This is a genomic window from Polyangium sp. y55x31 (assembly GCF_029946505.1).
Classification (GTDB): domain Bacteria; phylum Myxococcota_A; class Polyangia; order Polyangiales; family Polyangiaceae; genus Polyangium.
In genome coordinates this window covers 39,793-63,145 of sequence record NZ_JARZHG010000003.1, presented here as the reverse complement: position 1 = coordinate 63,145, position 23,353 = coordinate 39,793, and the positions used below count along the sequence as shown (strand labels likewise).

Annotated in this window: 17 protein-coding genes; 14 read left to right on the top strand and 3 right to left on the bottom strand. The window is 67.8% G+C overall.

Features of this window, described 5'->3' with window-relative positions:
• The first annotated feature begins 453 nt into the window (after window positions 1–453).
• The 3 genes from QHF84_RS06755 to QHF84_RS06745 all read left to right on the top strand — a co-directional run bounded on the left by QHF84_RS06755 (window position 454) and on the right by QHF84_RS06745 (window position 3,397).
• Window positions 454–1,017 (top strand): hypothetical protein, encoded by a 564-nt coding sequence (locus tag QHF84_RS06755; RefSeq protein ID WP_281312359.1) that lies wholly within the window; start codon window positions 454–456, stop codon window positions 1,015–1,017.
• 459 nt (window positions 1,018–1,476) lie between these two features.
• Window positions 1,477–2,031 (top strand): hypothetical protein, encoded by a 555-nt coding sequence (locus QHF84_RS06750; RefSeq protein ID WP_281312358.1) that lies wholly within the window; start codon window positions 1,477–1,479, stop codon window positions 2,029–2,031.
• A 10-nt stretch (window positions 2,032–2,041) separates the two neighbouring features.
• A complete protein-coding gene (locus tag QHF84_RS06745; protein ID WP_281312357.1) occupies window positions 2,042–3,397 on the top strand; it encodes a glycoside hydrolase family 5 protein in 1,356 nt (451 codons plus the stop codon).
• A 59-nt stretch (window positions 3,398–3,456) separates the two neighbouring features.
• On the opposite strand, the gene QHF84_RS06740 is transcribed toward QHF84_RS06745, so the two are convergent.
• The gene (locus tag QHF84_RS06740) at window positions 3,457–4,818 is read right to left on the bottom strand and encodes an amidohydrolase family protein (RefSeq protein WP_281312356.1); all 1,362 of its coding nucleotides are present in this window, start codon (window positions 4,816–4,818) and stop codon (window positions 3,457–3,459) included.
• A 282-nt stretch (window positions 4,819–5,100) separates the two neighbouring features.
• Window positions 5,101–6,456 (bottom strand): hypothetical protein, encoded by a 1,356-nt coding sequence (locus tag QHF84_RS06735; protein WP_281312355.1) that lies wholly within the window; start codon window positions 6,454–6,456, stop codon window positions 5,101–5,103.
• A gap of 708 nt (window positions 6,457–7,164) precedes the next feature.
• Between QHF84_RS06735 and QHF84_RS06730 the strand changes: the two genes are divergently transcribed.
• From QHF84_RS06730 to QHF84_RS06715, 4 genes are all read left to right on the top strand, one after another.
• On the top strand, window positions 7,165–9,228 hold the full coding sequence (locus QHF84_RS06730; RefSeq protein WP_281312354.1) for a BTAD domain-containing putative transcriptional regulator: 2,064 nt from the start codon (window positions 7,165–7,167) through the stop codon (window positions 9,226–9,228).
• A 270-nt stretch (window positions 9,229–9,498) separates the two neighbouring features.
• Window positions 9,499–10,908 carry a hypothetical protein gene (locus tag QHF84_RS06725; protein WP_281312353.1) on the top strand — a complete coding sequence of 470 codons (1,410 nt, stop codon included), beginning with the start codon at window positions 9,499–9,501 and terminating at the stop codon, window positions 10,906–10,908.
• 272 nt (window positions 10,909–11,180) lie between these two features.
• Window positions 11,181–11,789: a hypothetical protein gene (locus tag QHF84_RS06720; protein ID WP_281312352.1), complete on the top strand. Its 609-nt coding sequence runs from the start codon at window positions 11,181–11,183 to the stop codon at window positions 11,787–11,789.
• Window positions 11,790–12,261: 472 nt separating this feature from the next.
• Window positions 12,262–13,725 (top strand): FAD-dependent monooxygenase, encoded by a 1,464-nt coding sequence (locus QHF84_RS06715; RefSeq protein ID WP_281312351.1) that lies wholly within the window; start codon window positions 12,262–12,264, stop codon window positions 13,723–13,725.
• A gap of 165 nt (window positions 13,726–13,890) precedes the next feature.
• On the opposite strand, the gene QHF84_RS06710 is transcribed toward QHF84_RS06715, so the two are convergent.
• Complete coding sequence (locus tag QHF84_RS06710; protein WP_281312350.1) at window positions 13,891–16,212, bottom strand: glycosyl hydrolase family 28-related protein; 2,322 nt, start codon at window positions 16,210–16,212, stop codon at window positions 13,891–13,893.
• Window positions 16,213–16,633: 421 nt separating this feature from the next.
• On the opposite strand from QHF84_RS06710, the gene QHF84_RS06705 reads away from it, so the two are divergent.
• From QHF84_RS06705 to QHF84_RS06675, 7 genes are all read left to right on the top strand, one after another.
• Window positions 16,634–17,296 carry a metallophosphatase domain-containing protein gene (locus QHF84_RS06705; protein WP_281312349.1) on the top strand — a complete coding sequence of 221 codons (663 nt, stop codon included), beginning with the start codon at window positions 16,634–16,636 and terminating at the stop codon, window positions 17,294–17,296.
• A gap of 241 nt (window positions 17,297–17,537) precedes the next feature.
• Window positions 17,538–18,014, top strand: coding sequence for a hypothetical protein (locus tag QHF84_RS06700; RefSeq protein WP_281312348.1), 477 nt, complete (start codon window positions 17,538–17,540; stop codon window positions 18,012–18,014).
• Window positions 18,015–18,214: 200 nt separating this feature from the next.
• Window positions 18,215–19,090, top strand: coding sequence for a hypothetical protein (locus tag QHF84_RS06695; RefSeq protein WP_281312347.1), 876 nt, complete (start codon window positions 18,215–18,217; stop codon window positions 19,088–19,090).
• Window positions 19,077–20,429 carry a radical SAM protein gene (locus QHF84_RS06690; RefSeq protein ID WP_281312346.1) on the top strand — a complete coding sequence of 451 codons (1,353 nt, stop codon included), beginning with the start codon at window positions 19,077–19,079 and terminating at the stop codon, window positions 20,427–20,429. The genes QHF84_RS06695 and QHF84_RS06690 overlap by 14 nt, the downstream gene beginning before the upstream one ends.
• Complete coding sequence (locus QHF84_RS06685) at window positions 20,426–21,655, top strand: aromatic ring-hydroxylating dioxygenase subunit alpha (RefSeq protein ID WP_281312345.1); 1,230 nt, start codon at window positions 20,426–20,428, stop codon at window positions 21,653–21,655. Before QHF84_RS06690 ends, QHF84_RS06685 begins: the two co-directional genes overlap by 4 nt.
• Window positions 21,652–22,473: a phytanoyl-CoA dioxygenase family protein gene (locus QHF84_RS06680; RefSeq protein WP_281312344.1), complete on the top strand. Its 822-nt coding sequence runs from the start codon at window positions 21,652–21,654 to the stop codon at window positions 22,471–22,473. The genes QHF84_RS06685 and QHF84_RS06680 overlap by 4 nt, the downstream gene beginning before the upstream one ends.
• A complete protein-coding gene (locus tag QHF84_RS06675) occupies window positions 22,473–23,345 on the top strand; it encodes a hypothetical protein (RefSeq protein WP_281312343.1) in 873 nt (290 codons plus the stop codon). Before QHF84_RS06680 ends, QHF84_RS06675 begins: the two co-directional genes overlap by 1 nt.
• Window positions 23,346–23,353 lie beyond the last annotated feature (8 nt).

The following is a 23,353-nucleotide window of genomic DNA, read 5'->3' as shown; positions in this document are numbered from 1 at the left end:
CAGGAAGATATCATGCCTTCCGTCCGAAAAGCATGATTCGGACTGGGACGTACGCTTAATTACGGTACGTACGCTGACCCACTCGTCCCCCGAGCGGCACCGGTCACGCTCGTGACCGGGCTACAGCGAAGGCTGAACGCTACAGCGTCGGCTCGGCGAGCAAGGGACGTCGTCGCCGCGACGGTTGGTCCTCCAAGTTCTCGCGTTTTGCCACCGCCCCAGGAAGCGTAGAGAGCGGCCGACCAGAGCCGGTACGGCTCTCGCAAGGCGGCCGAGCGTGCGACAGAAGCAGCCAGGAGGAGCTCGGCTGTCCATCACGCTCGAGCAGAGGGGCAACCTCGCCGCTTTCCTGCGACGGCCGTAGCCGCCGGCGCGTGTGGAAATGGCGTTCCGCCGACGATCTCTTGGTCAGGAAACAATCCGTTGGAGGCGTTCCGGCAGAGGGGGACAACCATGGCAACCGCGCAGCAGGCAGCCGATCAGCAAAGCCTGTTCACCGATGATTTGTTCTACTTCATCCTGAGGCTCCGCAAGTCCCGTATCCGGTCGGTCGCGGAGCGCGTGCGACGTATGTATCCGGACGAGCCGCCGGAGCAGCAGGCCCGCCGTCTCATTGCATCGACCTCGGCGATTTCGTTCGCCGCGGGCGGCCTCGTTCATGCGCCCGCCGCCGTCCCTGGGTTCGGCATCGTGTACGAAGGCCTGGGGTTCGTCGCAGGCGCATCCATTCTCACCAGAATGCACCTTTACCTCATTCTGGAGATAGCGCTGCTCTTCGGGAAGGACATCGACCAATCCGAGCGTGTGATGGAGCTCGTGGCCGTGGTGGCAGCTTGCGCCGCCAGCGCCGCCGCGCCGGTGGCCATCGCGATCACGTTGAACCCGGCCTTCGCCGTGCCCGCGGGAGCGCTCGCCGCGACGGCCGTCACCCAGGCGATCGGGGAATCGGCGATCCGCCGTTACAAGCGCTCGACGGCGCCCGAGGTGCCCACGGTCCCCGCGCCCGCGAGGGGATGACGCGGCCCTCCCTTCGGCGAGGGATTCAGCGCTCGTCGCCCAGCCGCGGGTGCGCGGGATCGACCCAGTAGACGCCTGAATTCCGCCCGCTTCCGTGGACAAACCGACCCTGCCCGCCAACGCGGCTTCTTGTCCCCGCCTCGAGCCGCGCCGCCGCAGCCGACGGAGAATCATGTCGAAGTTTTTTGTGCGAGACGGCGCAAACATGCACTACGGTCCGGGTTCGCATTCGGATTGAATGGGTCCCACCCCGTGCAAACGAGGCCGGTGGGGGATGGCGTTGCTGCATTGAGCTGGAACGGTCAACTCTCTTGGCGCTCCCCGCCCACGGGCTGCTGGGGCGCTCGCGCTTGTGGTTCGTCGCACCGAACAAAAAACGCAAAAGCGCCCCTCCCTCCCCGTCTCTAGGGCGAGCGCCGGCGGCCCGACGGTCCCGGCGACACCGTGAGGAGAACAGGGATGCGCAAGCTCGTGGTTGTCATGGCGCTGCTGGCGGTGGCCGGCTGCAATTCGAACAAGGGCGAGGAGGCCGCCGCCAAGCCGGCCGGCTCGGGCGCGCCGGCGGCGAAGGGCGCGGCCGAGGCGCCGAAAGGTGAGGCCAAGGGCGAGCTCGTGGACGTGGAGCTCACCCCGATGCCCCTCAAGATCAAGGTTCGGTCGGGCGGCATGGGCGCCATGGACATGAGCCTCGACGATCAGCACAAGAGCGCCACCGTGGACATCGGCGACGGGGCATCGCTCAACGTCAGCGAGGCCAAGGACGATTTCGCGGCCCTGAAGAAAGGCTTCGAGGGCGACACCGTGCTCTTCCCCTTCAAGAAATGGGCGAAGGAGGGCCCGAACATGGCCATCGTCCAGTTCGAGAACGCGGGCAAGACGGGGTATATCGGCTTCATGCTGAAGGAAATCGGCGGCAAGAAGTACGTCTGCAAGACGACTGGCATGGACGGGGTTCCCTCGGCCGAGGTCGCGGAGAAAAACCTCAAGCCCTGCGAGACCCTCGCGGCCAAGTGAGGCGGATCGAATGTCATCCGAATGGTTGTGTGCTGCTCTCGGAGGTCTCCTGCTCGCCACGGCCGCGGGGTGCGCGGCCGGCCAGGCGGGCCAAGATCCGTCGAGCGGTGGCTCGGACAACGTAGGCGGGGCCGGCGGGGCCGGCGGGGCCGGCGGCGGCGGTCACGGGGGCGGCGGCAGCGGCGGCGGAGGAGGAGGATCCCCGGGCCACGCGCTTCCGCCGCTGCCGCTTCACACCGAGGGGCGCTGGATCCTCGACGCCTCCGGGGAGCGATTCAAGTTCGCCGCGGTGAACTGGTACGGCGCCGAGGAGATGGACTACGTCCCCGCCGGCCTCGAGATCGCGGATATCGGCGCCATCGCCGCGCGCATCCGCGCTCTCGGCTTCAACGCCGTTCGACTCCCGTGGTCGAACGAAATGGTCGACCTGAACCCGGTCGTCGCCGACCAGGTCGTCAGCGCGAACCCGAAGCTCGAGGGCAAGACCGCGCTCGAGGTGTTCGACGCGGTGATCGACGCGCTCGCGTACGAAGGGCTCGTGGTCATTCTCGACAACCACGTGAGCGAGGCCGACTGGTGCTGCAGCGATACCGATCAGAATGGTCTCTGGTACACCTCGAAATACCCGGAGGCCACGTGGCTGAAGCACTGGGAGACCCTCGCGAAGCGCTACGCGGCGCAGCCGGCGGTCGTGGCGGCGGATCTTCGTAATGAGCCGAGGTCGGTGCTCGAAGCCGGCTGCCAGGCCTGCACGCAGTGCCCCTGCGGGAGCTGCGGCTGCAAGACGCCCGTGTGGGGTGGGGGCGATCCCGCCACCGACTGGCACGGGGCGGCCACCCGCGGGGGAAATGCCGTGCTGAAGGAGAACCCGAGCCTGCTCATCGTCGTGGAGGGGCTCAACTATGCGTCCGACGTCGGGGGGCCTTATACGTTGCCCATCACGCTCGACGTCCCGGGTCGGGTCGTCTACTCGGCGCACGACTATGCCTGGTTCCACACGGGGCTCAGCGATTATCAGCAGCTCAAGACGGAGCTCGGCAACAAGTGGGGTTATATCCTCACGCAGGGGCAGCCCTTCACCGCGCCCGTGCTCGTCGGCGAGTTCGGCACCTGCCACAGCGGGGCCACGTGCGTGAGCGACGCGACGGGGCAAGGGTTCTGGTTCTCGGCGTTCCGAACGTACTTGAGTGAGGCGGACATCGACTGGGCGTATTGGTCGGTGAACGGGACGCAGGCGCGCGGCACCGGCCGGGTCTTCGGCGCGGAGGAGACGTACGGTATCCTGGACATGAAATGGGAGGCTCCGGCGTCGGAGCCGCTGCTATCGTCGCTGCAAGCGCTCCAGGCGGTGACGCAGAAGCCGTAGCTGCGGAGCGAGCAGTTCTCCCCACACCCCGGGAATGCAGGGCCAGCGAGCGGGCCTCGTCAAAACTCCGCGACCCGCCCGCCCATCATCACCTTGCGGACCCCGTTGATGACGACGTTGACGTCCGCCAGAGGGTCGCCTTCGACCGCGATGATGTCGGCGTAATAGCCCACCGCGACCTTTCCGATCTCGTTCTGGGCGCCGATGCTCTCCGCCCCATGGATGGTGGCGGCACGGAGCGCCTCGAGCGGGGTCATCCCCGCCTGCACGAGCCAGGCGAGCTCCTTCGTGTTTTCACCGAATCCGGTGAACACCGCGTCCGAGCCCATCGCGATCTTCACACCGACCGTGTGCGCCTGGGCCGCGCTAGCGAGGTTGTCCTGGATGTATGCCTCGAACTTCGCCTCCAGATCGGGGGCGTAGCCGAAAAACGCGAGGTTGTCCTTGTAATACCGGTTGTGATCGATGGTCGGCACGTAAATCGTCCCCCTGTCGATCATGTTGCCGCAGTCGACCGTATCGAGGCCTTCCGGGTGCTCGATCGAGTCCGGGCCGGCCATGATGGCGAGCTTGGCCGTGTCCTGGTGGTATGCGTGGATCGCGATGGGCAACCCCTCCTCATGGGACGTGTCGACCAGCAGCTTGAGCTCGTCGAACGTGAACGTCGGCGTGCAGTCGAGCGTCTGGTCCGTGCACTTGTCGGCCCATACTTTCACGAGATCGGCGCCGCGCAGCACCTGGAGATGCACCCAGTTCTTCAATTCCTCGGGGGGCACCGCCGACGGGTACTTGTAATTGGAGATCCCGCCGATGGAGTTGTACATCCGCGGTCCCAGCGTCTTGCCGGACATGATCTCGGCGCGCAGGGGGTTCAGGATGAAGTCGCGGCCTCCCTTGTCGATCGCCGTGGTGACGCCGGTCTTGAGCGTCGCCAGGGCGGCGTTGCGGGCGAGGTCCATGAGCTTGTAGACGTTGTTGTTCATCAGCCAGTTGACACGGGTCCAGGGGAGCGTGCCCGGCTCCTGGTCCGTCTGGTAGGTGAAGTGGACGTGTGCATCGACGAGCCCGGGGAGCCCGGTGTACGCCGACCAGTCGATGACGCTGGCTCCGCACGGGATCTGCTTTTCATCCGTGCCGACGTAGCTGACCCGATCTTCGTGGATCACGACGATCGCCTTGTCGATGACGGAGCCGTCCTCGGGACTGACGAGCTTGCCCAGCCGAATGGCCTTGTCATTGCTCGTGCATTCACCGCCGCCGGTGCCGCCCGAGCCGCCTGTGCCGCCGGTGCCGCCGGTGCCGCCTGTGCCACCGGTGCCGCCGGTGCCGCCGGTGCCGCCGGTGCCGCCCGTGCCGCCGGGACCGGTGGTGTTCTCATTTCCCGGGCCACAATGGACCGTCGCAAGGAGGGTGAAAGCCAAGAAAGACGTTCGAAACGCTGCATTCCACATGAGAGGCACCTCATTCTGTCGATTGCTGCACGGAGTGGGCAAGGCCGAGGTCGCGGTTGCCTCGGCTCCCGATGTCGAACAGGAGCATGGGACCGGGGGCGTGACGGGAGCGTGACAGGACGCCCCGATCCGATTTTTTTCGCGCTCCGCGCCCGCGCTCGGTCGGGCCCTCGCTCGTGTGAGGAGGTTCGATCGGCCGGTCACGGCGCGGAGCCGCCTTTCCGAAATCGCTGCGGGCGTCCTACCGGCGCTTCAGGGGCACGGGCCTTCGTACGGGTAGCCATGCATGTACCCGCACGCGGCCGCGGCCGACGACGACAGCGCGGCGAACGTGCTCGAGGCGCAGCCGTTGGCCGTGCCGGTATGGTAGACGTACGTCCCAACCGTGCCGCTCGTGGCGATGTGGTGGTATGGGTAGGCGTTCCCGCCGCACAGCGCGGCCTCGTCCAGCGTGTTGGCGAAATACACCGGTCTCGCGATCAGGCAGCCGTAGACGGGCTGGCCGTAGACGTCCACGTAGACTTCTTCGACGCCCACAGGGAAGTTCTGCGCCTGCGGCCCGGCGAACTCCCCCGAGCACGTCTTCGGGGGGCACACACCGCAATCTTTCGAGCAACTTTCGCAGTTCTCGTTGTTGTCGCAGACGCCATTGCCGCAGCACGCGCCGCAGTCTTGCGAGCACGAGCTGCACGTCTCGTTGTTGTCGCAGACGTGGTTGCCGCAGCACGAGCCGCAGTCTTGCGAGCAGCTACCACACCACTCGTTGCCGTTGCAGACCCCGTCGCCGCACTTGCAGTCGGACGGGCAGGTCGACGGCGTCTCGCCGTTGTTGCACGCGCCGTCGCCGCAGCCGGCCACCATGCACTCGCCGAACCATTTGCGGCACATGCCGTAGTTGAACCCATCCCCGATGCCATTGGGGAAGCACGCCTTCGGCCAGCCGCTCACGTAAATCTCGTCGTCCGTGAACTTCGTCTTCTGCGCGCCGCCGTCGTCGAACAGCTTGCACTCGACCGGGCGCCCGTCGGGCAGCTTCGCGACGCCGAACAACTGGCGGCAGGCGCCGGTCGAGGTGCCGTCGGGAATACACGCCTGACGGGTCGATCGCGAATACACCGCGTCCGACGGGCCCACCATGTCGACCTTGCCCGCATTGAAGACCGAAAAAAGCACCGGCGTGTGGCTCGGGTCGGTGGTACGGCAGCGGCCGAACCACTTGCGGCAGGTGCCGCCCGGGGTGCCGTCGGGAATACACGCCTGGCCCGTGTCCGTGAGGTAAACAGCCTGCGACGGCCCAGCCATGTTGGTGTAGCCGTCATTGAACACGAAGCACTCGACGCCCTGCCCAATCGGCAGCGTCGAGCACTGGCCCGGCACGCCCGCCGTGCCGCACGCCTGCCCATAGGGGCACGAGCCGCTGGTGCAGATGCCGCCGCAGCCGTCGGGCGCCCCGCACGACTTGCCCGAACACTGGGGCGTACACCCACACTGGGCGTACACGCCGCCGCCGCCGCAGGTCGTGCCTGCCGGACAGGAGCCGTTGGCACACTTGCCGCCGCAGCCGTTGGATGCCCCGCACGACTTGCCCGTACACGAGGGAGTGCACACCGGGGGCGGGTCGTCGGGAGGTTCGCACGTTTCGCAGGTGGCGGCAGCGCTGAACGAGTCGACGTTTTCTTCCAGCGGAGCGTCTTCGGGCGCAGCGCCGCACGCGCCGGCGACAAGCGCCCCCGCGACCAAGGCCGCCGCGACGCCGAGCACGCCCCGGTGTGAGCCCCTCCGGGGACCGGGAGAACGCGAGCCGGGGGGTCCCGCCGCGCGCTGCGGATCCCCGCCCACGATGCCATCCGAAGGCGCGACCGATCTGCCAGCCGTCCCGAAGATGGCCGAGAGCACCGAAAAGGAACGCTTGGAATCGATGTGCGGTTTCATACGTGCAAGCTCCCCGATAGGCCATGCGCCGCGACGTCGTAGGTCTGGGCAGGCCAAGTCGAACGGGAGCCTGGGACGGGGGGCGTGACAGGAGCGTGACAGGACGTGGCGAGCAGATTTTCGTCGCGCTTCCGCGCCGATGGCTCGATCCCTCTCGGGAGCGCGCAGCGTGACCACGAGCCGCTGCCCGACACCAACTTGTGTGGCCGGTTGCTGCTCGATGGTGGCAGCCAGACCAAAGGCGGGGCTAGACTCGGCCTCGGCATCGCATCCTTAAAATTGCCCGCCTCCCGCCGCGCGACGCGCTGGAGGCATCCCAGGTGACAGCGCCACGTGCACTCTCAGGGCAGCTCCACAAAAGTGATCATCGCCTTTCGTCTCTCCGTGCTGGGAGAGGTCCGACTCGTCGGTCCCAACGGCCCGGTGCGGCTCGAAAAAAAGGCGTTCGGGCTCCTTGCCTACCTGGCGGTCGAGGGGGAGACGCCGAAGTCGAGGCTCGCCGGGCTGCTCTGGTCCGACTCGGCCGAGGCGACGGCGCGGGCCAACCTGCGACAGCTCCTCCGGCGTCTGAAGATGGCGACCGGCGACGTGCTCGTGAGCGGCGCAGATCCGCTGGCTCTGGCGGCCTCCGTGGACGCGGACGTGAGCGCGCTTCGAGGCGCGCGCCGCACGGAGCTCGCGGCGCGCGCCGCCGAGCTGCCTTTGGGCCGGTTGCTCGGTCAGCTCGAGTTCGACGACGCACCACTCTTCGACGAGTGGCTGCACAGCGCGCGAGCGAACGTGGACGCCGCGCGGCGCCAGGCGATCGCCGCCGCGATCGACGCACACGAGCGAAGCGGTCGTCTCGCCGACGCGCTCGCGCTCGCGGCGCGCGCCGTGGAGCTCGAACCACGTTCGGAGGACGCGCACCGGCAGCGGATGCGCCTGCTTTATGCCGCGGGAGATCGTGGCGAAGCACTCGCGGCCTTCCAGCGCCTACGCACGATGCTCGGGCGCGAGCTCGGCATCGAGCCTTCGCGCGCCACGACCGAGCTCGCCCGCGAGATCGCGCGATCGGCCGAGCAACGGGGGCCGAGGTGCGCGCCGTCGGCGAGCGCGATCCCGCTCTCCCTGCTCCGGCCTCCGGAGCTCGTGGGCCGCGAGGAGGCGTGGGCGCGGATGGAGGCGGCTTGGGCCGCCGGCCAAGCCATCATCATCGGCGGCCCGCCCGGCATCGGGAAGAGCCGCCTCATGCACGATTTCCTCAACGCAGTGGCGAAGCCGTTTTTCTTCTCGGGCCGCCCCGGCGATCGCGCCGTGCCTTACGGGACGCACGCGCGCGTGTACAGCGAAATGCTGGCGAAGATCGACGCGGCGAAGCTCGCTCCCTGGGCGCGCGCCGAGCTCGCGCGGCTCGTGCCGGCGCTGGGGCAGGCGCCGGGGCCGATGGAGAGCGAGGCGGACAAGATACGCATGCTCCAGGCCGAGGTCGAAGCGCATCGCCTCGCGGCGCGCGAAGGTTACGACGCGTTCGGCGTCGACGACATCCAGTTCGTGGACGCCGCGACCGCGGAAGCCGGGCAGTACGTGATGGAGCAGTTGTTCCAGGACTCGACGGTGAAGCTTCGCGCCGTCCTCTGTTATCGCGCGGGCGAATTGCCCGAGGCGATCATGGCGGCCATCCGCGAGGGCGTGGCGTTTGGCCTGGGGATCCACATCGAGCTCGAACCGCTCCCCCCGGCCAGCGTGCGGGAGCTGCTCGGGAGCCTCGACGTGCCCGGCATCGCCGACATGGCCGACGCGATCGCGAGCTACGCGGGCGGCAATCCGCTCTTCGTGCTCGAGACCGTGAAGCACGTGATCGCGTCGGGCACGCTCGCGCGCGCCGAAGTCGCGCGTATGCCCCCCGGCCGTATCGGCGCGATCCTCGAAGGCACGCTCTCGCGCTTGTCGGAGCCGGCGTTGCAGATGGCGCGCGTGCTCGCGCTGCTCGGCTCGAATTTCACGCTGGCGAGCGCTTCGGCCGCGCTCGAGGCGAGCGCCGCTGCCACGACCGCTTGCTGGGCGGAGCTCACGGCCGCGCACGTCGTGCATGGCATGGGCTTCAGCCACGATCTCATCGGGGAAACCGTCCTCGCGACGCTCCCGCGCCCGGTCGAGGTGCTCCTGCGCCGCCGGCTGGCGGTGGCGCTCGAAGCGCTGGGCGCCGACCCGGCCCTCGTGGCCGAGCAATGGCGCGGCGCAGGCGAACCTTGCATGGTGGGTCGAAAGCTGATGGATGCGGCGACGTCGTCCCGCGGCGTCTTCTTGCCGCGCGAGGCCGCGGTCTTCTACGAGCGCGCCGCCGAGGCGTTCCGCGAGGGCGGCGACATGATCGCGGCGAGCGAGGTGTTCAAGATGCGCGATCGGCTCCTCCAGCGGGCGGGGGCCGCCGTCGATAACCTCGGGTCCGGGTGGAGAATGACATGAGCCACAAGCCCGAGAGCCAAAAATTTCCGCGATCGTTCGCTTCGTAATGCTCGATTCGCCGCAAGGCGTCCCGTTCCACATCACGCAGTGGGCGCGTCGAGCAAGCGTGCCCGCGGGCGCTCCACACGCGATGCACAAGTCGAGCACGCTTGCGCGCAGTTCGCGCAGCATTGCGCAATACGCTCCCCCGCAATGGCCTCGCCATTCCCTCTCCTGGCCCCCGAACGAGCGCGGCATGCAATGTGCTGAGCGCCTCGGCCGAGGAGATCGATGATGAAGAAGATTGCTTTCGTCGTGCCGTCCGGTGTCGCCCCCATCGCCCCCTCGCACGCGCGAACCAAAACCAAGCGCCTCGCCATGATGCCGGTCGTGCTGGGCCTTCTGGCCGCCGCCGCCGGCGGATGCACGATGGATACGGGCTCGGCCGACGACAGAGACATCATGCAGGCCACCGCCGAAGCTTCCGCGGCCCTGTCGGCAACGCTGGAGGGCATGTGGGAGCGCGAGCAGGTCGCCGGCGACGTGTATCATTACACCTTCCTGCTGAAGGTGGGGGACACGCCCAACGCGCGCATCCGCGTGCACCGGGTCGTGCGCGAGGATTCGCCAAATGTCGCGCATCCGACGTCGCGGGCCATCATGCTCCTGCACGGCGATTTCGCGACCTTCACCACGAACTTCCTGCCGTCGCTGATCAGTGATGGCGCGCAGCTCGATCGCAATCTGGCCTTGTACCTGGCCAAGCGCGGGATCGACGTGTGGGGCGTCGATCGGCGGTGGACGACGGCGCCCGCGGAGGGGACCGATTTCTCGGATTTCGCCGGCATGGGGGTGGCGCAGGCCGTCTCGGATACGGGCCTCGCGCTGTCCTTCGCGCGCACGCTCCGCACCCTGACGGGCGCGGGCCAGGATCGCCTGTTCCTGGGCGGGTTCAGCAGCGGCGCACAGCTCACGTACCTGTATGCGGCCGAGGAGAGCCAGAAGCCGCTGGCGCAGCGGCAGGTGAAGGGCATCGTGCCCATCGACATCTATGGCAAGCTCTCCCCGGCGGACGAGTCGCTGAGGCTCTACGCCTGCGCCAATGCGGCCGACGAGTATGATTGGGTCGCGCAGGGGTACGTGGACAGCGACAACAGCACGTTCGCCCAGCCGCTGGGCGCGCTCGCGGCTTCCGATCCCGGGGGCGATTCGCCGATCTTCGAGGGCTACACCAACCGGGAGGCGATGCTCGGGTTCGTGTCGGCGACGTTCCTGCTTTATGAGCCCAAGCCCCAGTATCACCTGGTGGCCGGCGTGTACACGAATGGGTTTCCCACCAAGTTGCGTTATGCGTCGGAGTCGCTCATCACCGACTGGCTCGCGCATTCGCCGCCGCACGAGTCGCTGGTGGAGACCGCCGACCGGGATGCCATGTGGTGCGGGACCGGGACGCTGCCGCTCGCGGATCACCTCGCCGACATCTCGGTGCCGCTCTTTTACCTCGGCGCCGCGGGCGGCTTCGGCGATCACGGGCTTTACACGACCACGCTGGTGGCCTCCACGGACGTGACCACGCATGTGGTTCGCCGCCTGCCGGCCTCGAGGGAGATCGAGGACTTCGGCCACGCGGATCTGCTCTACGCCAATGACGCGCCCGCGCTCGCGTGGGCGCCGCTTGCGCAGTGGCTGCTCGCGCATTGAAGTTTTTCGTTCCCACCACCGCCTCCGCGAGCTCGGCGAGGCCGTCCGTCCTGGCCGCCGCCGGAGGAGTGGCCGGTCGCGAGCCAGCCCCGAGTGCCGTCGACGGGGAGTCCACAACCGAAGCGGGCAGTGGCCTCCCCGTCGACAGCCATGTGTCGGCGGCGGAGTCGAAGCCGGGCGGAAGCGGTGAATCGGGAGCTTCGGGCTGGCACGATAGATGCTTGGACGGCGCGTGCACGGTTCCCGAAACGTTTGCCGGAGAATGACTTGGTATGCTCAGACAACGAGCCCTCGGGCGCGAAGCGCTCGTGACAATGCGGTTTCACGTCCTCGTCCTCGTGGCTTGCGCCGCATTCGTCGGCTGCGGGCCTCCTCCGCCGGCCTTGGCCGCGGAGGACTGCCCGGTCGCGATGGTGAAGGGGCAGCCCTCGCAGATCACGCTCGTCTCGAGCGCCGAAGGGGTCTCGTTCGAGCCACCGAAGACCTGTAGGGGCTCGTATCCGGACGCCCCGGAGTATTACATCCGCGTGCACGGCCACGGGACGCGCCGGATCGATTACAGCCATCGCGACCCGAATGAATGCGACACCCACGACGCTGACCCCGTCGCGTGCCCGAAGGTGCACTTCATGGCCATCGGCATGTCGGTGCTCGGGGCGATGACAAAGACGCTCGGGAAGAGGAACGCCGATACCTTGGGGCTCGGGGCCTGCGCCGACTCGAACGCGCCGCTCGACCAGTGGAGCATGTCGAGCCGCATCCACGACTTCCGCCACGCCGACGAGGCGCTCCGCATCATCGACGCCCAGCTCCGCCGCTGGAACATCGGCGACGACTGGGGGCTGTCGGTGAGCGGGATCGAATGCGCGGAGCTCTTGTAGACGCGCGACAGGCCGTCATCGCGACACCTCGGCCCGAACCCGCGCGCCCTTCGAGGCGCTCGCCGAGCACGCGAGGAGCATCGTCGCGTGCTCGTGTTCCGCCGTGCGCGCCGCGCCGCCGCTTCACCAAGGGGTTTGTCCGGGTTTGTCCTTCCAAACAGACAAACGCAAGGTGCGTTCCCCCCTTGCCATGCCCAGCATATAGCCTACTGGTGGGCTTGCGGCAAGACCCTGATCGTACCGTAGAGTCGCTGGCCGAGCCTCGGTCAGACCCTCTGGCCGAGGCCGGAACCTCAAGGAATGGGAGGAGCGACATGCGGGCGTTTTTGTCGACGTATGGGTCGCGCAGGGACATCGAACCGATGGTGGGACGCGCGGTGCAGTTGGGGACACGCGGCGCGGTGTGCGCGCCGGCGGCCGAGGAGTGTGATGCGCCGGTCGCGACCGGCGTGATGCCGACCGGAGGGTGGCGATGAACGAGCATGCCGTGGTGATCGCCGGAGGAGGTCCGACAGGGCTGATGTTGGCGGGCGAGCTGGCACTGGCGGGTGTCGACGTTGCCATTGTCGAGCGGCGCACCAGCCAGGACCTCGTCGGCTCGCGCGCAGGCGGTCTGCACGCACGCACGATCGAGGTCCTCGATCAACGCGGAATCGCCGACCGGTTCCTCTCGCAGGGACAACGGCATCGGGTGGTGCACTTCCACATCCCTCTGGACATCAGCGACTTTCCCACCCGACACAACTACGTGCTCGGGCTGTGGCAGAACCACATCGAGCGCATCCTGGCCGGCTGGGTCGACGAGCTCTCGGTGCCGATCCTTCGCGGGCGTGAAGTGACGGGTTTCGCGCAGGACGACACCGGCGTCGACGTCGAGCTGTCCGACGGCCAACGGCTGCGGGCCAAATATCTCGTGGGCTGCGACGGAGGACGCAGCCTGATCCGTAAAACAGCAGGCATCGAGTTCCCCGGCTGGGATCCGACGACGAGCTGGTTGATTGCCGAGGTCGAGGTGTCCGAGGAGCCAGCATGGGGCTTCCGAAACGACGCCCTTGGTATCCATGCGCTCGGCAAATCGGAGGATGGGCGGCGGATGCGGGCCGTGCTGACCGAATCGCAGGTAAGACGCGCCAGCGAACCGACGCTGCGCGATGTCAGTGAAGCGCTGATCGCCGTCTATGGGACCGACTACGGAATCCACAGTCCCGCCTGGATCTCCCGGTTCACGGATATGACGCGGCAGGCCGCGGCTTACCGCGACAGACGGGTCTTGCTGGCCGGCGACGCTGCACACGTGCATCCCCCGATGGGCGGACAGGGCCTCAACATCGGTGTGCAGGACGCGGTGAATCTGGGATGGAAGCTGGCTCAGGTGGTCAAACGGACATCACCAGAAAGCCTCCTCGATACCTATCACGCCGAGCGTCACCCGGTCGCTGCCCGCGCATTGCGCAACACGATGGCGCAGGTCGCGATTCGCCGTCCGGACGATCGCACGAAGGCCTTGGGCGATTACGTTTCAACGCTCCTCAGCATGGACGAGCCTCGCAAACGACTGGCCGCGGAGATGTCTGGCCTGGACGTTCATTACGACCTCGGCAAAGGACACCCGCTGCTCGGACGCCGCATGCCCGATCTCGACCTGGTCACCGCCAACGGCCCGCTGCGGGTCTTCACCCTGCTGCACCATGCCCGGCCGGTGCTCCTCAACCTCGGTGAGCCCGGCGGCTTCGACATCACTCCATGGGCGGAGCGCGTTCAGTTGATCGACGCCCAATACGTGGGAACGTGGGAGCTTCCGGCAATCGGGGCGGTCACGGCTCCCACCGCCGTTTTGGTTCGGCCTGACGGATATGTGGCCTGGGTGGGAGACCTGACCCAGGTGGGGCTCGCTGACGCGCTCACCACTTGGTTCGGTCCGCCTGCTGCAGCGTAGAACAAATCGATGAACTGCTCCCCACGCAGGGAACACCGGAGTTCTCCGCCCTGCGTGGGGAGGATGTTCGCGCGGCCATCATCCCAGAGGATCGGAGACACTCCACGATGAATGGCGTGCTCCGCGCCGCCCTGCTCTCCGTACGATATGGGGCTTAATGGGCCTTCAGGGGAGGACCTCCCACTTCATGATCACCTCCACCGCGCCGGCGGTCAGGCCCGACAGGAGCCTGTTATTGAAGTCCCGCGCGCTGATGTAAAGAAGGCCGTAGCTCCCCCACGATTGCAGATCGCCGCCCTGCACGGCCGACGCCCGCGCGAGCGCCGTGCCGAGGTCCGCGTCCGCGAGCCCCTTGGTCACCGCTGCGGTCGTCGCGTCGAATTCGAGGATGTACTCCTGACCATAGCCCGTCTTCCCGAACTTCAGCCGCACGTCCAGCGCATTCCCCCCGTACGTGCCGGTGAACGGGGTGGTGACGTTGAGATACGCGGCGAGCAGCTTCGCGCGCGGCGCGGGCCTGCCCACGATGAGCGTCTTGCCAGCGACGCTGTCCTGGAACGCTTCATACGTGTACGTCTGCTTCGTCCACCCCGAGCGCGGCTCGTGGAGGATGTTGCGCGTGAAGCCGGCACCATTGTACGCCGCGCTGCTCGTATGCCCGTAGAGGACGCCCGGGCCGAGCGTGCTGTAATTGCCGTGGTATTCCTTGAGCTTCTTGACGCTCAGCGTGGAGGCGTCGTACGCGTAATCGTTGATCGAGGTGACGCGGAGGCCCTTGTTGTTGGAATAATCATTCGCCACGACCACGTTCGTGGTCGCGTCGATCACGTCGATGTAATCCTCGTGGTTCCAGTACAGGCAGCCGAGGGAGTAGAGCGCGCCCGGCTGCGGGCCCGTCATCGTGACGTCGCCGATCTGGATCCTCGGGCGCAGGCCGACGGCGGACGATTCGGGGATCGGCGTGACGAGCTTGAGCTGGAGGCCGATGAGCGTGACCGTGCCGAAGTATTTGATGACGACGCTGCTCTCCGTGGCCGTTCCGACCCAGGATCCGCCGATGACCTTCACGGAGCCCGTGACCGCGCCGCTGGAGGTGATGAACATCGCGCCCGCGTTCGCGTTTTCGCTCGCCTGCTCGATGATCGTGGCCTCGCCGCCGCCGATCCGATAATCGGCGAGCGTGGTGCCCGCGGTGTTGACGCCCGAGACCAGGAGCGTCCCGCTCGCGAGCTGCCAGTCGACCCCGTATTGCGTATAGCCGCCGATCGAGGTGTCGCGGATGATGATGTTCTTGGTGTTGCCGTCGCTGAGCGTCTTGATGGCCGCGAGCGGGGGATGGGTGGCGTGCCCGAGGAAATAGCAGCTCTCGATCAGGACCTCGGAGGTCTGGAGGTCCGTGTCCCCTGCCGGCCCGATCGCGAGGCAAACGGCATTCGGGCCGGCCGCGCGGGCCATGGTGCAGCGGGTGATGCGCGTGCCGGACGAGCCCACGGCGAGGGCGCCGCCGGCCGCGAGGGCGTAATCGAGGTGGACGCAGTATTTCACCAGCCCCAGCCCGTCGAATTCGAGGTCTTCGAGGACGCTCATGTTCGCGCCCATCATGTGCAGCATGGCCTTCGTCCCCTCGCCCACGGGGCTCGGGGGATCTGTATCGCGCCACCGGATGATCGTGCCGGCGAGCCCACGCGAGTAGCCGATCTCGCCCCGGAGATGAATGGCGTATCCCGGCTCGCCGCGGTAGGTGAGCGTGTCGTCGATGAGGTATACGCCCTTCGGGAAGAAGACCACGCCCGAGAGCTCCGTGGATTGGGCCGGCGAGAATACGTTGAGCGCCGCCTGAATCGCGGCCGTATCGTTGGTGACGCCGTCGCCCTTGGCACCAAAATCCTTCACGTTCACCACCCGCTCGCCATTACGCCGCGTGGCGTCGGTGAGCTTCCAGGCGGTTCCGTCGTATTGCGCGACGAAGCTCCCGGGCCCGCCGAGGTGGTAGGACAGGTTGGTGCCAGCGTGGATGCGGACGACGCGCTGAGACCTGTCTTCGCGCAGAATTGAGATGGTATCCCCGGCGACGGCCCCGGTCGTGGAGAGGGTGACCGTGCGGTCGGCGACGAGATTCCCGTCCACGATGCGCCGCCGCTTCCCGTCGCCGACGGCGATCGTCGCGTTGCCGGCCGAGAGATCGAGCGTCACGGCGCTGCCCAGCAGGTTGCCGTGAAGCTGGTCGATGCGCGTCTTGTCGATCGTATTGGGGAGCTGGGCGAAGGCGAGCGCGGTGGTTCCCACGGTGATCGGCCCGTCCGTGGTGCATTGCCACATCGTATTCCCGTACGTGCCCCCCTCCGACACGAACACGGTCGCGCCCAGGAGCTCGCTGCCGGCATCGAAATCCGCGGGGCGCGCCCAGGTCGACGAGCCCTTTTCGTAGATGCCATTTTGTGCCGGCGCCGTCTGCGCATGCAACAAGATGCGATCCCCGACGCTCAAGGTGGCACCGTCGACCGTGGCAGGGGGGGAAGAAATATCCACATTTCCCGTCGCAGCGACACGTACAACAGCCATCATGCAGCCTCCTTCGGCGACGACGTTCCGTCGCCGTCAGGCTGTCATGGACGTATCAGGCGCCTCGATTCCTGGGACATAATACGTCCGCGCATCATTTTTCGAAATTGAAATGCATAAGGCCGGTGGCGCGAATGGGCGTGCGCTTCTCGAAGTCGCGGCCCGGCCCTTGTCGCGAGCGCCGCGCGCCGACGGAGGGGCACTCCTCGCACGCCCTCGTTCGCATCGAGCAAGAAGAACGTCGCTGGCGCTGGTGGATGAGGGAAGCGGACGCCCCTCCCGCACACTCACGAACCCGCCCGACGGAACGACTGCGTACGTCCCTCCATGCTGCTATCCTCGGGCCATGCGGATCGTTGCCGTCGCAGACACGCACCTCTATCACGCGCAGCTCGTGGTCCCACGAGGCGACGTGTTCGTTCACGCCGGAGATCTGTGCCGGTTCGGGGATCTCGACGAGCTCGCGGAGGCCGCCGCGTGGATCCGAAGTTTGCCCCATCGGTACAAGATCGTGGTCGCGGGCAATCACGACTGGGCATTCGTCCACCATCCGCGCGAAGCACGCGCGCTGCTCGGCAAGGGTGTCAACTACCTGGAGGATTCCGGGGTCTGTATCGATGGCATCACCGTCTGGGGCAGCCCCTGGCAGCCGACGTTCCACGACTGGGCATTCAATCTCCCGCGGGGCGAGGCGCTCGCGGAGAAATGGGCAGCCATTCCCGAGGGGATCGATGTCCTGATCACTCATTCGCCCCCGTTCGGAGTCGGTGATCGCTCGTGGTCCGAGGAGCGGCATGGCTGTGCCGATCTGATGGCGCGTGTTCGTCGGGTGAAGCCTCGTCTCCACATCTTCGGCCATATCCACGAGGATGGAGGTGTGTTTCGCGAGGAGGAGGCCGACACGCTCTTCGCGAACGTTACGACCTGGGAGTGCGCGCGGGCTCCGACGGTGCTCGATATCGAGAGCGAGGTCGTCACGGAGATCGAGGTTCCGAAGGCGCAGCGCTAGCGGGCTCCCGATCGTACGCGTCGTTTGGCGTGGCGGTGCAAAGGCTCGTGGCCTTCACTGATATTCACCGGAAGCACGAATCCGACGGACATAAGGTGTGGTCCACATGCGCCGTCAACAAACGGTTACACGCATTCACGGTCTCGTCGCTCGATAACTCGAAATGGAGGTGAAATCGAGCTGGCATGCCTGGTGCTAAGGCGCCTGCCGCAGCTTGACGAGCTGAGAAAGGACCTGACTCGTGAACATGAAGATCCGCCTTGGAATCTTTGCTTTGGGAACCACCCTCCTCGCCGCGTGCGGAGGAGGATTCAGCGTCGATGACATCGAAGACCACGCGCCGCAGGGAACGGTCGCCGGCGCGAGCTGGACGATGAAGTCGGCTGTCGTGACGGACGACGGCGAACGGCTCTCGGTCAGCCTCTTTCCGGTCGAGGTCACCGCGTGCGACGCCTTCGCCTCGTCCGACACGGAGATCCTGTTCAGCGCGCCGAAGAAGGCCGGCGAATATCCTCTCAAGCTCGAGCTCACCGACCTCAACGGCAGCCAGACGATCACATTCGTCACCGCACCCGGACAAAACGTGGTTGCCTCCGAGGGTATCTTGAACGTCGAGTCCATCTCGGCAGAAAAAGTCACGATCGGCCTGCTCGCCGAAGCGGACGAAAACACGATCAACGGGCGCTTCACCTCCTCGATCTGCCAGGGGACGAACTGATCGCGTCCCGTCGGCCGAGGCTCCCGGCGGAGCCTCGGCCGATGGGAAATGCGATTCCACCCAGGAAGCCGGCGGGAGGGGGATGCGCTGGCTCGGGCGAGCGCTCTTCACGATCTCGGTTTGACTTGACACCCCCGCGGAACCCGGGAAGATTTCGCCCCGTGCCTCCCGAACGGTCTCGCCAGCGCGCTCGGCTCCCGGTGGCGAACGCCGCCGACCCTGCCCCGCGACGGGCGCTCGCGCCGCTCGAGACCTGCGGGCCCGACGATCGCTTCCACGACTACATCCTCGGGGAGTACGAGCCAATCGCGCCCGCCCTGGGCAAGCTCCGCTCGCTGAACCTGCTCGTGGAGTCGTTCGCGATCGCCGGCGTCGAGCGTGAGGGGCTCGCGCTCCTCTCGGCCGTCCGCGGCGGGCTCGGGCCATTCCGCACGATCTGGGGGATCAAACGCCACCACGCGCGCGGCGAGCTCGGCTGGGAGCTTTATTTCTATGATTTCCAGCGCGCGCACGCCGACCTCTCGATCGACAGCGTCACGGCGATCCTCGCCCCCCACCTCCGGGTGAGCGGACGAGAGCCCCGCCCGCTGCCCTGGCACATGTTCAGCGTCGAGCTCAGCCCGGCGGGGCTGCTCGAAGGGGCTCCCTCGGCGATCGATATCTACATCGACATGCGCTCGTACAAGTGCGACGGCGCTGGGCTGGCCTTCGAGAACGTCTACACGTTTCATGACGCGCGCACCGAGATCGAGGAGGTCCTGCACCGCGTCCGCTCTTGCGTTCATTTCGACCCGAGCCGGGACCAGCTCCACCGGCTGATGCCGCCGCACCTCTTCAATTGCCACCGGATCTGCGTCGCGAACAAGCGGCACGCCGACGCGATGTATTTCTCGCGGATCCCGACCCCCGCGCTCGCCCGTTTCCTCCGTGATCAGCAATGGCCTACCGCGCTCGCGGACTTCGTGCGCACACGCACGGACCAGCTCGGCCACCTGCTCTGGGACGTGGGGATCGATTTCCGGGCGATCGAGGGGCACGCGACGACCGTCAAGAGCGGGGTGTATGGCAGCTTCTGAGTCGCAATCCTTGCCGCAGGGCGGTGGCGACGTCCGCCTCCTCCCGCCCGCTCCTCCGTGGCCGGGCGAGAGCCTGATGGTCACCTTCGCGTTCCGCTGCAACATCGCCTGCACCTTCTGCATGGTCGAGGACGCGCTCAACGTGCTGCCCGGGACCTCGCTCGAAGCGTTCAAGCGCGCGGTCGAGGATCGATCGCTGCTCCAGGGCGTCTCGCGCATCATCTTCAGCGGCGGCGAGGTCACCCTGGCCAAGGAGCTGCCCGCCTATGCCGCGTTCGCCCGCTCGCTGCCTGGCATTCGCCACGTGCGCATCCAGACCAATGCGACGCGCCTCGGCGACCGGCGAGCCCTCCGGACGCTGATGGACGCGGGCATCGACGAATTCTTCGTGTCCTTCCACGCGCCGGAGGCGGCCCTGTACGACCAGCTCGCGCAGCGCGAGGGCAGCTTCGAATCGATCCTCGCGGGCCTCGAAAGCATCGTGGCGGAGGGGGGCTCGCTCTCCACCAACACGGCCATCGTCGCGGCGAACCACGACCGCCTCGAGGCGATCGTGGAGCGACTCCTGCCCTTCCGTCCTCAATCGGTCGAGTTCTGGAATTACTGGCCGCGCGGGGACGAGGAGGCGCAGCGCCAGATGTCGGCGCGCGTGGGCGACGTGCGGCCGCACCTCCTCGGCGCGCTCCGCCTCGCCCTCGAGAACGGCATCCCGCCGGTGGTGAAATGGTTTCCGCGCTGCCTGCTCGGGCCCTTCGCGCGTTACCTCGACGACGCCCAGCCGAAGGCCTTGATCGACGATGGATACTGGACGCGCGAGCCGGCGTATTCGTGCATCTATGAAGGGATCTGCGCCGACGCCGGGGGCGCGTGCTCGGGCCTCAGCCACAGCTACGTCGAGCAGCACGGGTGGGAGGAGACGCTACTCTCGCCGCGCAAGCTTCCGGCCGGCGCGAGCCGCGCGAACGAGGCGCGCGTCGAGACGCGCTCCCTCGTGAAGGACGCCGGGGAAAAACGCACGCACGCGGCCGCCGTGGCGGCGTGGCTCGCGCAGTTCGGGCTCGCCCCCGGCATGGACATCGAGGGGTTCCGGCTGCAAGGCGCGGCGCTCGGGCGTGGCGTCGCCATGCTCGCGCTCCAGTTCGAGCAGGGCGGCGAGCGGATCGAGGTGCGCCTCTACCCCCGGGATCCGCGGCGCGCCGTGTTCACGCGCACGGCGAGCTACGACATGGTCTACGCGCGCGTGGCCCCGGCGCTCGAACGCACGGCGCAGCGGCTCGCCGAGGCCCTCGCCCGCACCATCGCCGCGCAGGACCGAGGCGGCAGGAGCCTGCCGGGATGAGCGAGCTCGCCCGAACGATTCCCGCCGAACGCTACACCTCGCCGAGCTGGCTCGCGCAGGAGCTCACGTCGGTGTTCGGCGTCGCTTGGCTCCTCGCCGCGCACGTCTCCGAGCTCGAGGGCGCGGGCGCGTTCCTCACGCTCGACATCGCGGGAGAGTCGATCCTCATCGCACGAGGCGGCGACGGCGCGCTGCGCGCGTTCTACAACGTCTGCCAGCACCGGGGCGCCTCGCTCTGCGCCGAGCCGCGCGGGCGCGCAGCGTCGTTCCGATGCCCCTACCACCACTGGGAGTATGCCGCTGACGGTTGCCTCCTGCGCGCGCCTGGGGCCGGCGCCGCGGCCCTCACGGACGAGGGGCGCCCGATCTCCCTCCGGCCCGTGTTTTGCGCCGAGCGCTTCGGCTTCGTCTGGATCTCGATGGCCGAGGCGCCCCCCGATCTCGACGCCCACCTCGCGCCCATCGCGGCCGATCTCGCCCGTCATCGACCCGAAGAATACCGCCTCGTGAACGAGACGGTGGTCGAGCTCGAAGCCAACTGGAAGGCTTCGGTCGACGTCAACAACGAAGCGTATCACCTGCCCACGCTCCACCCCGAGCTCAGGGACGTCGTCGACGTCCGCGGAGCCGAGTTCGTCCTGCGCGGCGATCACTCGACCATCTCGCTGCCGATCGGCCAGCCCGCGCGCGAGGTGGCGCCGGACGAGCGCGTCTCCGAGGCCTTGCGGGGGCTGCTGTCTCGGCTCGGCGTGGAGGGTTTTCCGCGCGACGGACGTGCGGCCGACGTGCGTCCGGCCATCGCGCGCGCCTTCCGCGAGCGCGCGGCGCGCGAGGGGCTCGACCTCTCCGCGAGGTCCGATGACGAGCTCGCGCGCAAGGAGCAGATCCACGTCTTCCCCAACGTGCAGATGAACTTCCTCCCCTTCTCGCTCGAGCTCTACCGGCACCGCCCGCACCCGACCGACCCCTCGCGCTCCTTGTTCGACGAGCTCACGTTCGAGCGGCGCCCCGCCGGCGCCGCCAAAGCCCCGCAGCGCCGGCGTTTTCGCCAAGGAGAGCAGGATCTCGGGCCCGTGATGGGCGCCGACGTCGACATCCTCCACCGCTTGCAGGCCGGGATGCGCTCGCGCGGCTTTCGTGCCCTCCGCCTAACCGAGGGCGAGCTCGCCATCGCCCACATGCACGGCGTGCTCCTCCGCTGGCTCTCGCGAGGAGAGACCACGTGAGCATCACGCTCGCCGAACAGGAGGCCTTCGCGCGCGACGGCTACTTCGTTCGCCCGGGCGCGGTCGACGCGGCGACGGCGGACGCGCTGAACGCACGTTTGTCGCGGCTCATCACACGCTGCGCGGCGGAACACCTCGACGGCACGCGAAAGAGCCTCGCGTTCTGGGACATCCTGCGCGGCTCGCGCGACGATGCGTCCGTCTGCTGGGACACGTCGCGCGGGGAGATGCCGACGCGCGCGGAGAACTGGGAGCCACGAGCGATGCGGGTGGGGCACGGGCTGCATTGCGTCGACGACCTCTTCGCTTCGGCGGCGCGCGGGCCGGCGATCGGTGGTGTCCTTGCGGCCCTCCTGCCGCCGCCTGCCTGGGTCCTGCAATCGACCGTCGTGTACAAGCAGCCTCGGTCCGAAGTCGTCCAGTTCGGATTGCACCAGGACGCGGCGTATCTCACGACGGAGCCGGAATCGCTCGTGCTCGCATTCCTGGCCCTCGACGACATGGACGAGGAAAACGGGGCGCTCTCCGTGGTGCCGGGGACGCACCACGAGCCGCTGCACGTGGCGCTGGCCATGGGCCCCGAAGGGTTTTACCCCGTCGCGGGGCGGTCCCGGCCCGAGGGCGATTCCACGAAGGTGCTCCTCCCCATGCGGCGCGGGACCGTGGCGTTCGTCCATGGCCGTACGCTCCACGCCTCCGGGCCGAACCGCTCCGACCGGCCGCGGCGGGCCCTCATCGTCCACGCGATGAGCGGGACCTCGCGGCTCGCCTCGAATACCTGGATCCAGCCGCCGCCCGAGGGCTTCATGGCCATCTGATGGCTGCATCGGGCGCTCCTCCCCCGGTTCGCTTCGAGCGTGCGTGCGCGCTCCGCGACGCGCTCTTCCCGCCCGACCACTCGAGCGCGCCCGAGCGGCGCTTGCTCGACGCGGTGCTCGCGCGCTTCGCTCACGATCGCCTGCATTTCTCCGACATCCTCGAATGGTCCCTCTCCGAGGACGAGCGCGGCGTCGATATGGCGCGGTTCTCGTATGCGTTCCCCGGGTTCGTCCGTGCGCGGGAGGACGTGACGCGCACCGCGCTCGCGTGGGCCGACGGCCTCGGGGCAGGCGCTTCGAGGGCGGCGAGGAGCGTGCTCCGCGCGGCGCGAAGCCCCACGGTCGAGCAGATCCTCCTCGGGTATGCGCGGGGCACGGGGGACGGTCCCGCGCGCGCCAAGTTCTACCTCCAGTTTCGCGACGGCGCGGGCCCGTCCGCGCTCGAACTCGCGCGCGCCCTCCTCGGGACGCCGCGCCCGACGACATCGGACCGCCTCCCGCTCCACCTCCTCGGGCTGGACGTCGGCCCCGAGGGGCTCGCGGGTGCGAAGCTCTACTTCGCGCACGTGGGCGACCCCGCCACAATCGAGGGTTTTTCTGGTCCTGTCCACAACGCGCTTTGGATTCATCGCCTGCGGCATCCGGACGATCCCGCCTTCGAGACGCCGGGCGAGATCGATTTCGCGCTCGTCGGCTCGACCTGGGACGCCCTCGCGAGCTCGCCTGCGCTCGCGCCCCACGCCGCGGCGCGCGTGGCATTCGAGGACCTCGGAGGCTCGTTCCGGCTGCGCGCGCGCCGCGCCTCGCTCGCGCTCCGCGGAGCGCCCAAGCTCAATCTGTATTATGTGCTCGACGAACGGGGCGCGACGTAAGTGGTAAG

What these genes read in the sequence shown, in the direction of transcription:
- QHF84_RS06745 (WP_281312357.1), top strand. Translation starts at nt 2,042, where the DNA reads ATGTCATCCGAATGGTTGTGTGCTGCTCTCGGAGGTCTCCTGCTCGCC.
- QHF84_RS06690 (WP_281312346.1), top strand. Translation starts at nt 19,077, where the DNA reads ATGGCAGCTTCTGAGTCGCAATCCTTGCCGCAGGGCGGTGGCGACGTC.
- QHF84_RS06685 (WP_281312345.1), top strand. Translation starts at nt 20,426, where the DNA reads ATGAGCGAGCTCGCCCGAACGATTCCCGCCGAACGCTACACCTCGCCG.
- QHF84_RS06705 (WP_281312349.1), top strand. Translation starts at nt 16,634, where the DNA reads ATGCGGATCGTTGCCGTCGCAGACACGCACCTCTATCACGCGCAGCTC.
- QHF84_RS06755 (WP_281312359.1), top strand. Translation starts at nt 454, where the DNA reads ATGGCAACCGCGCAGCAGGCAGCCGATCAGCAAAGCCTGTTCACCGAT.
- QHF84_RS06675 (WP_281312343.1), top strand. Translation starts at nt 22,473, where the DNA reads ATGGCTGCATCGGGCGCTCCTCCCCCGGTTCGCTTCGAGCGTGCGTGC.
- QHF84_RS06720 (WP_281312352.1), top strand. Translation starts at nt 11,181, where the DNA reads ATGCTCAGACAACGAGCCCTCGGGCGCGAAGCGCTCGTGACAATGCGG.
- QHF84_RS06750 (WP_281312358.1), top strand. Translation starts at nt 1,477, where the DNA reads ATGCGCAAGCTCGTGGTTGTCATGGCGCTGCTGGCGGTGGCCGGCTGC.
- QHF84_RS06715 (WP_281312351.1), top strand. Translation starts at nt 12,262, where the DNA reads ATGAACGAGCATGCCGTGGTGATCGCCGGAGGAGGTCCGACAGGGCTG.
- QHF84_RS06725 (WP_281312353.1), top strand. Translation starts at nt 9,499, where the DNA reads ATGATGAAGAAGATTGCTTTCGTCGTGCCGTCCGGTGTCGCCCCCATC.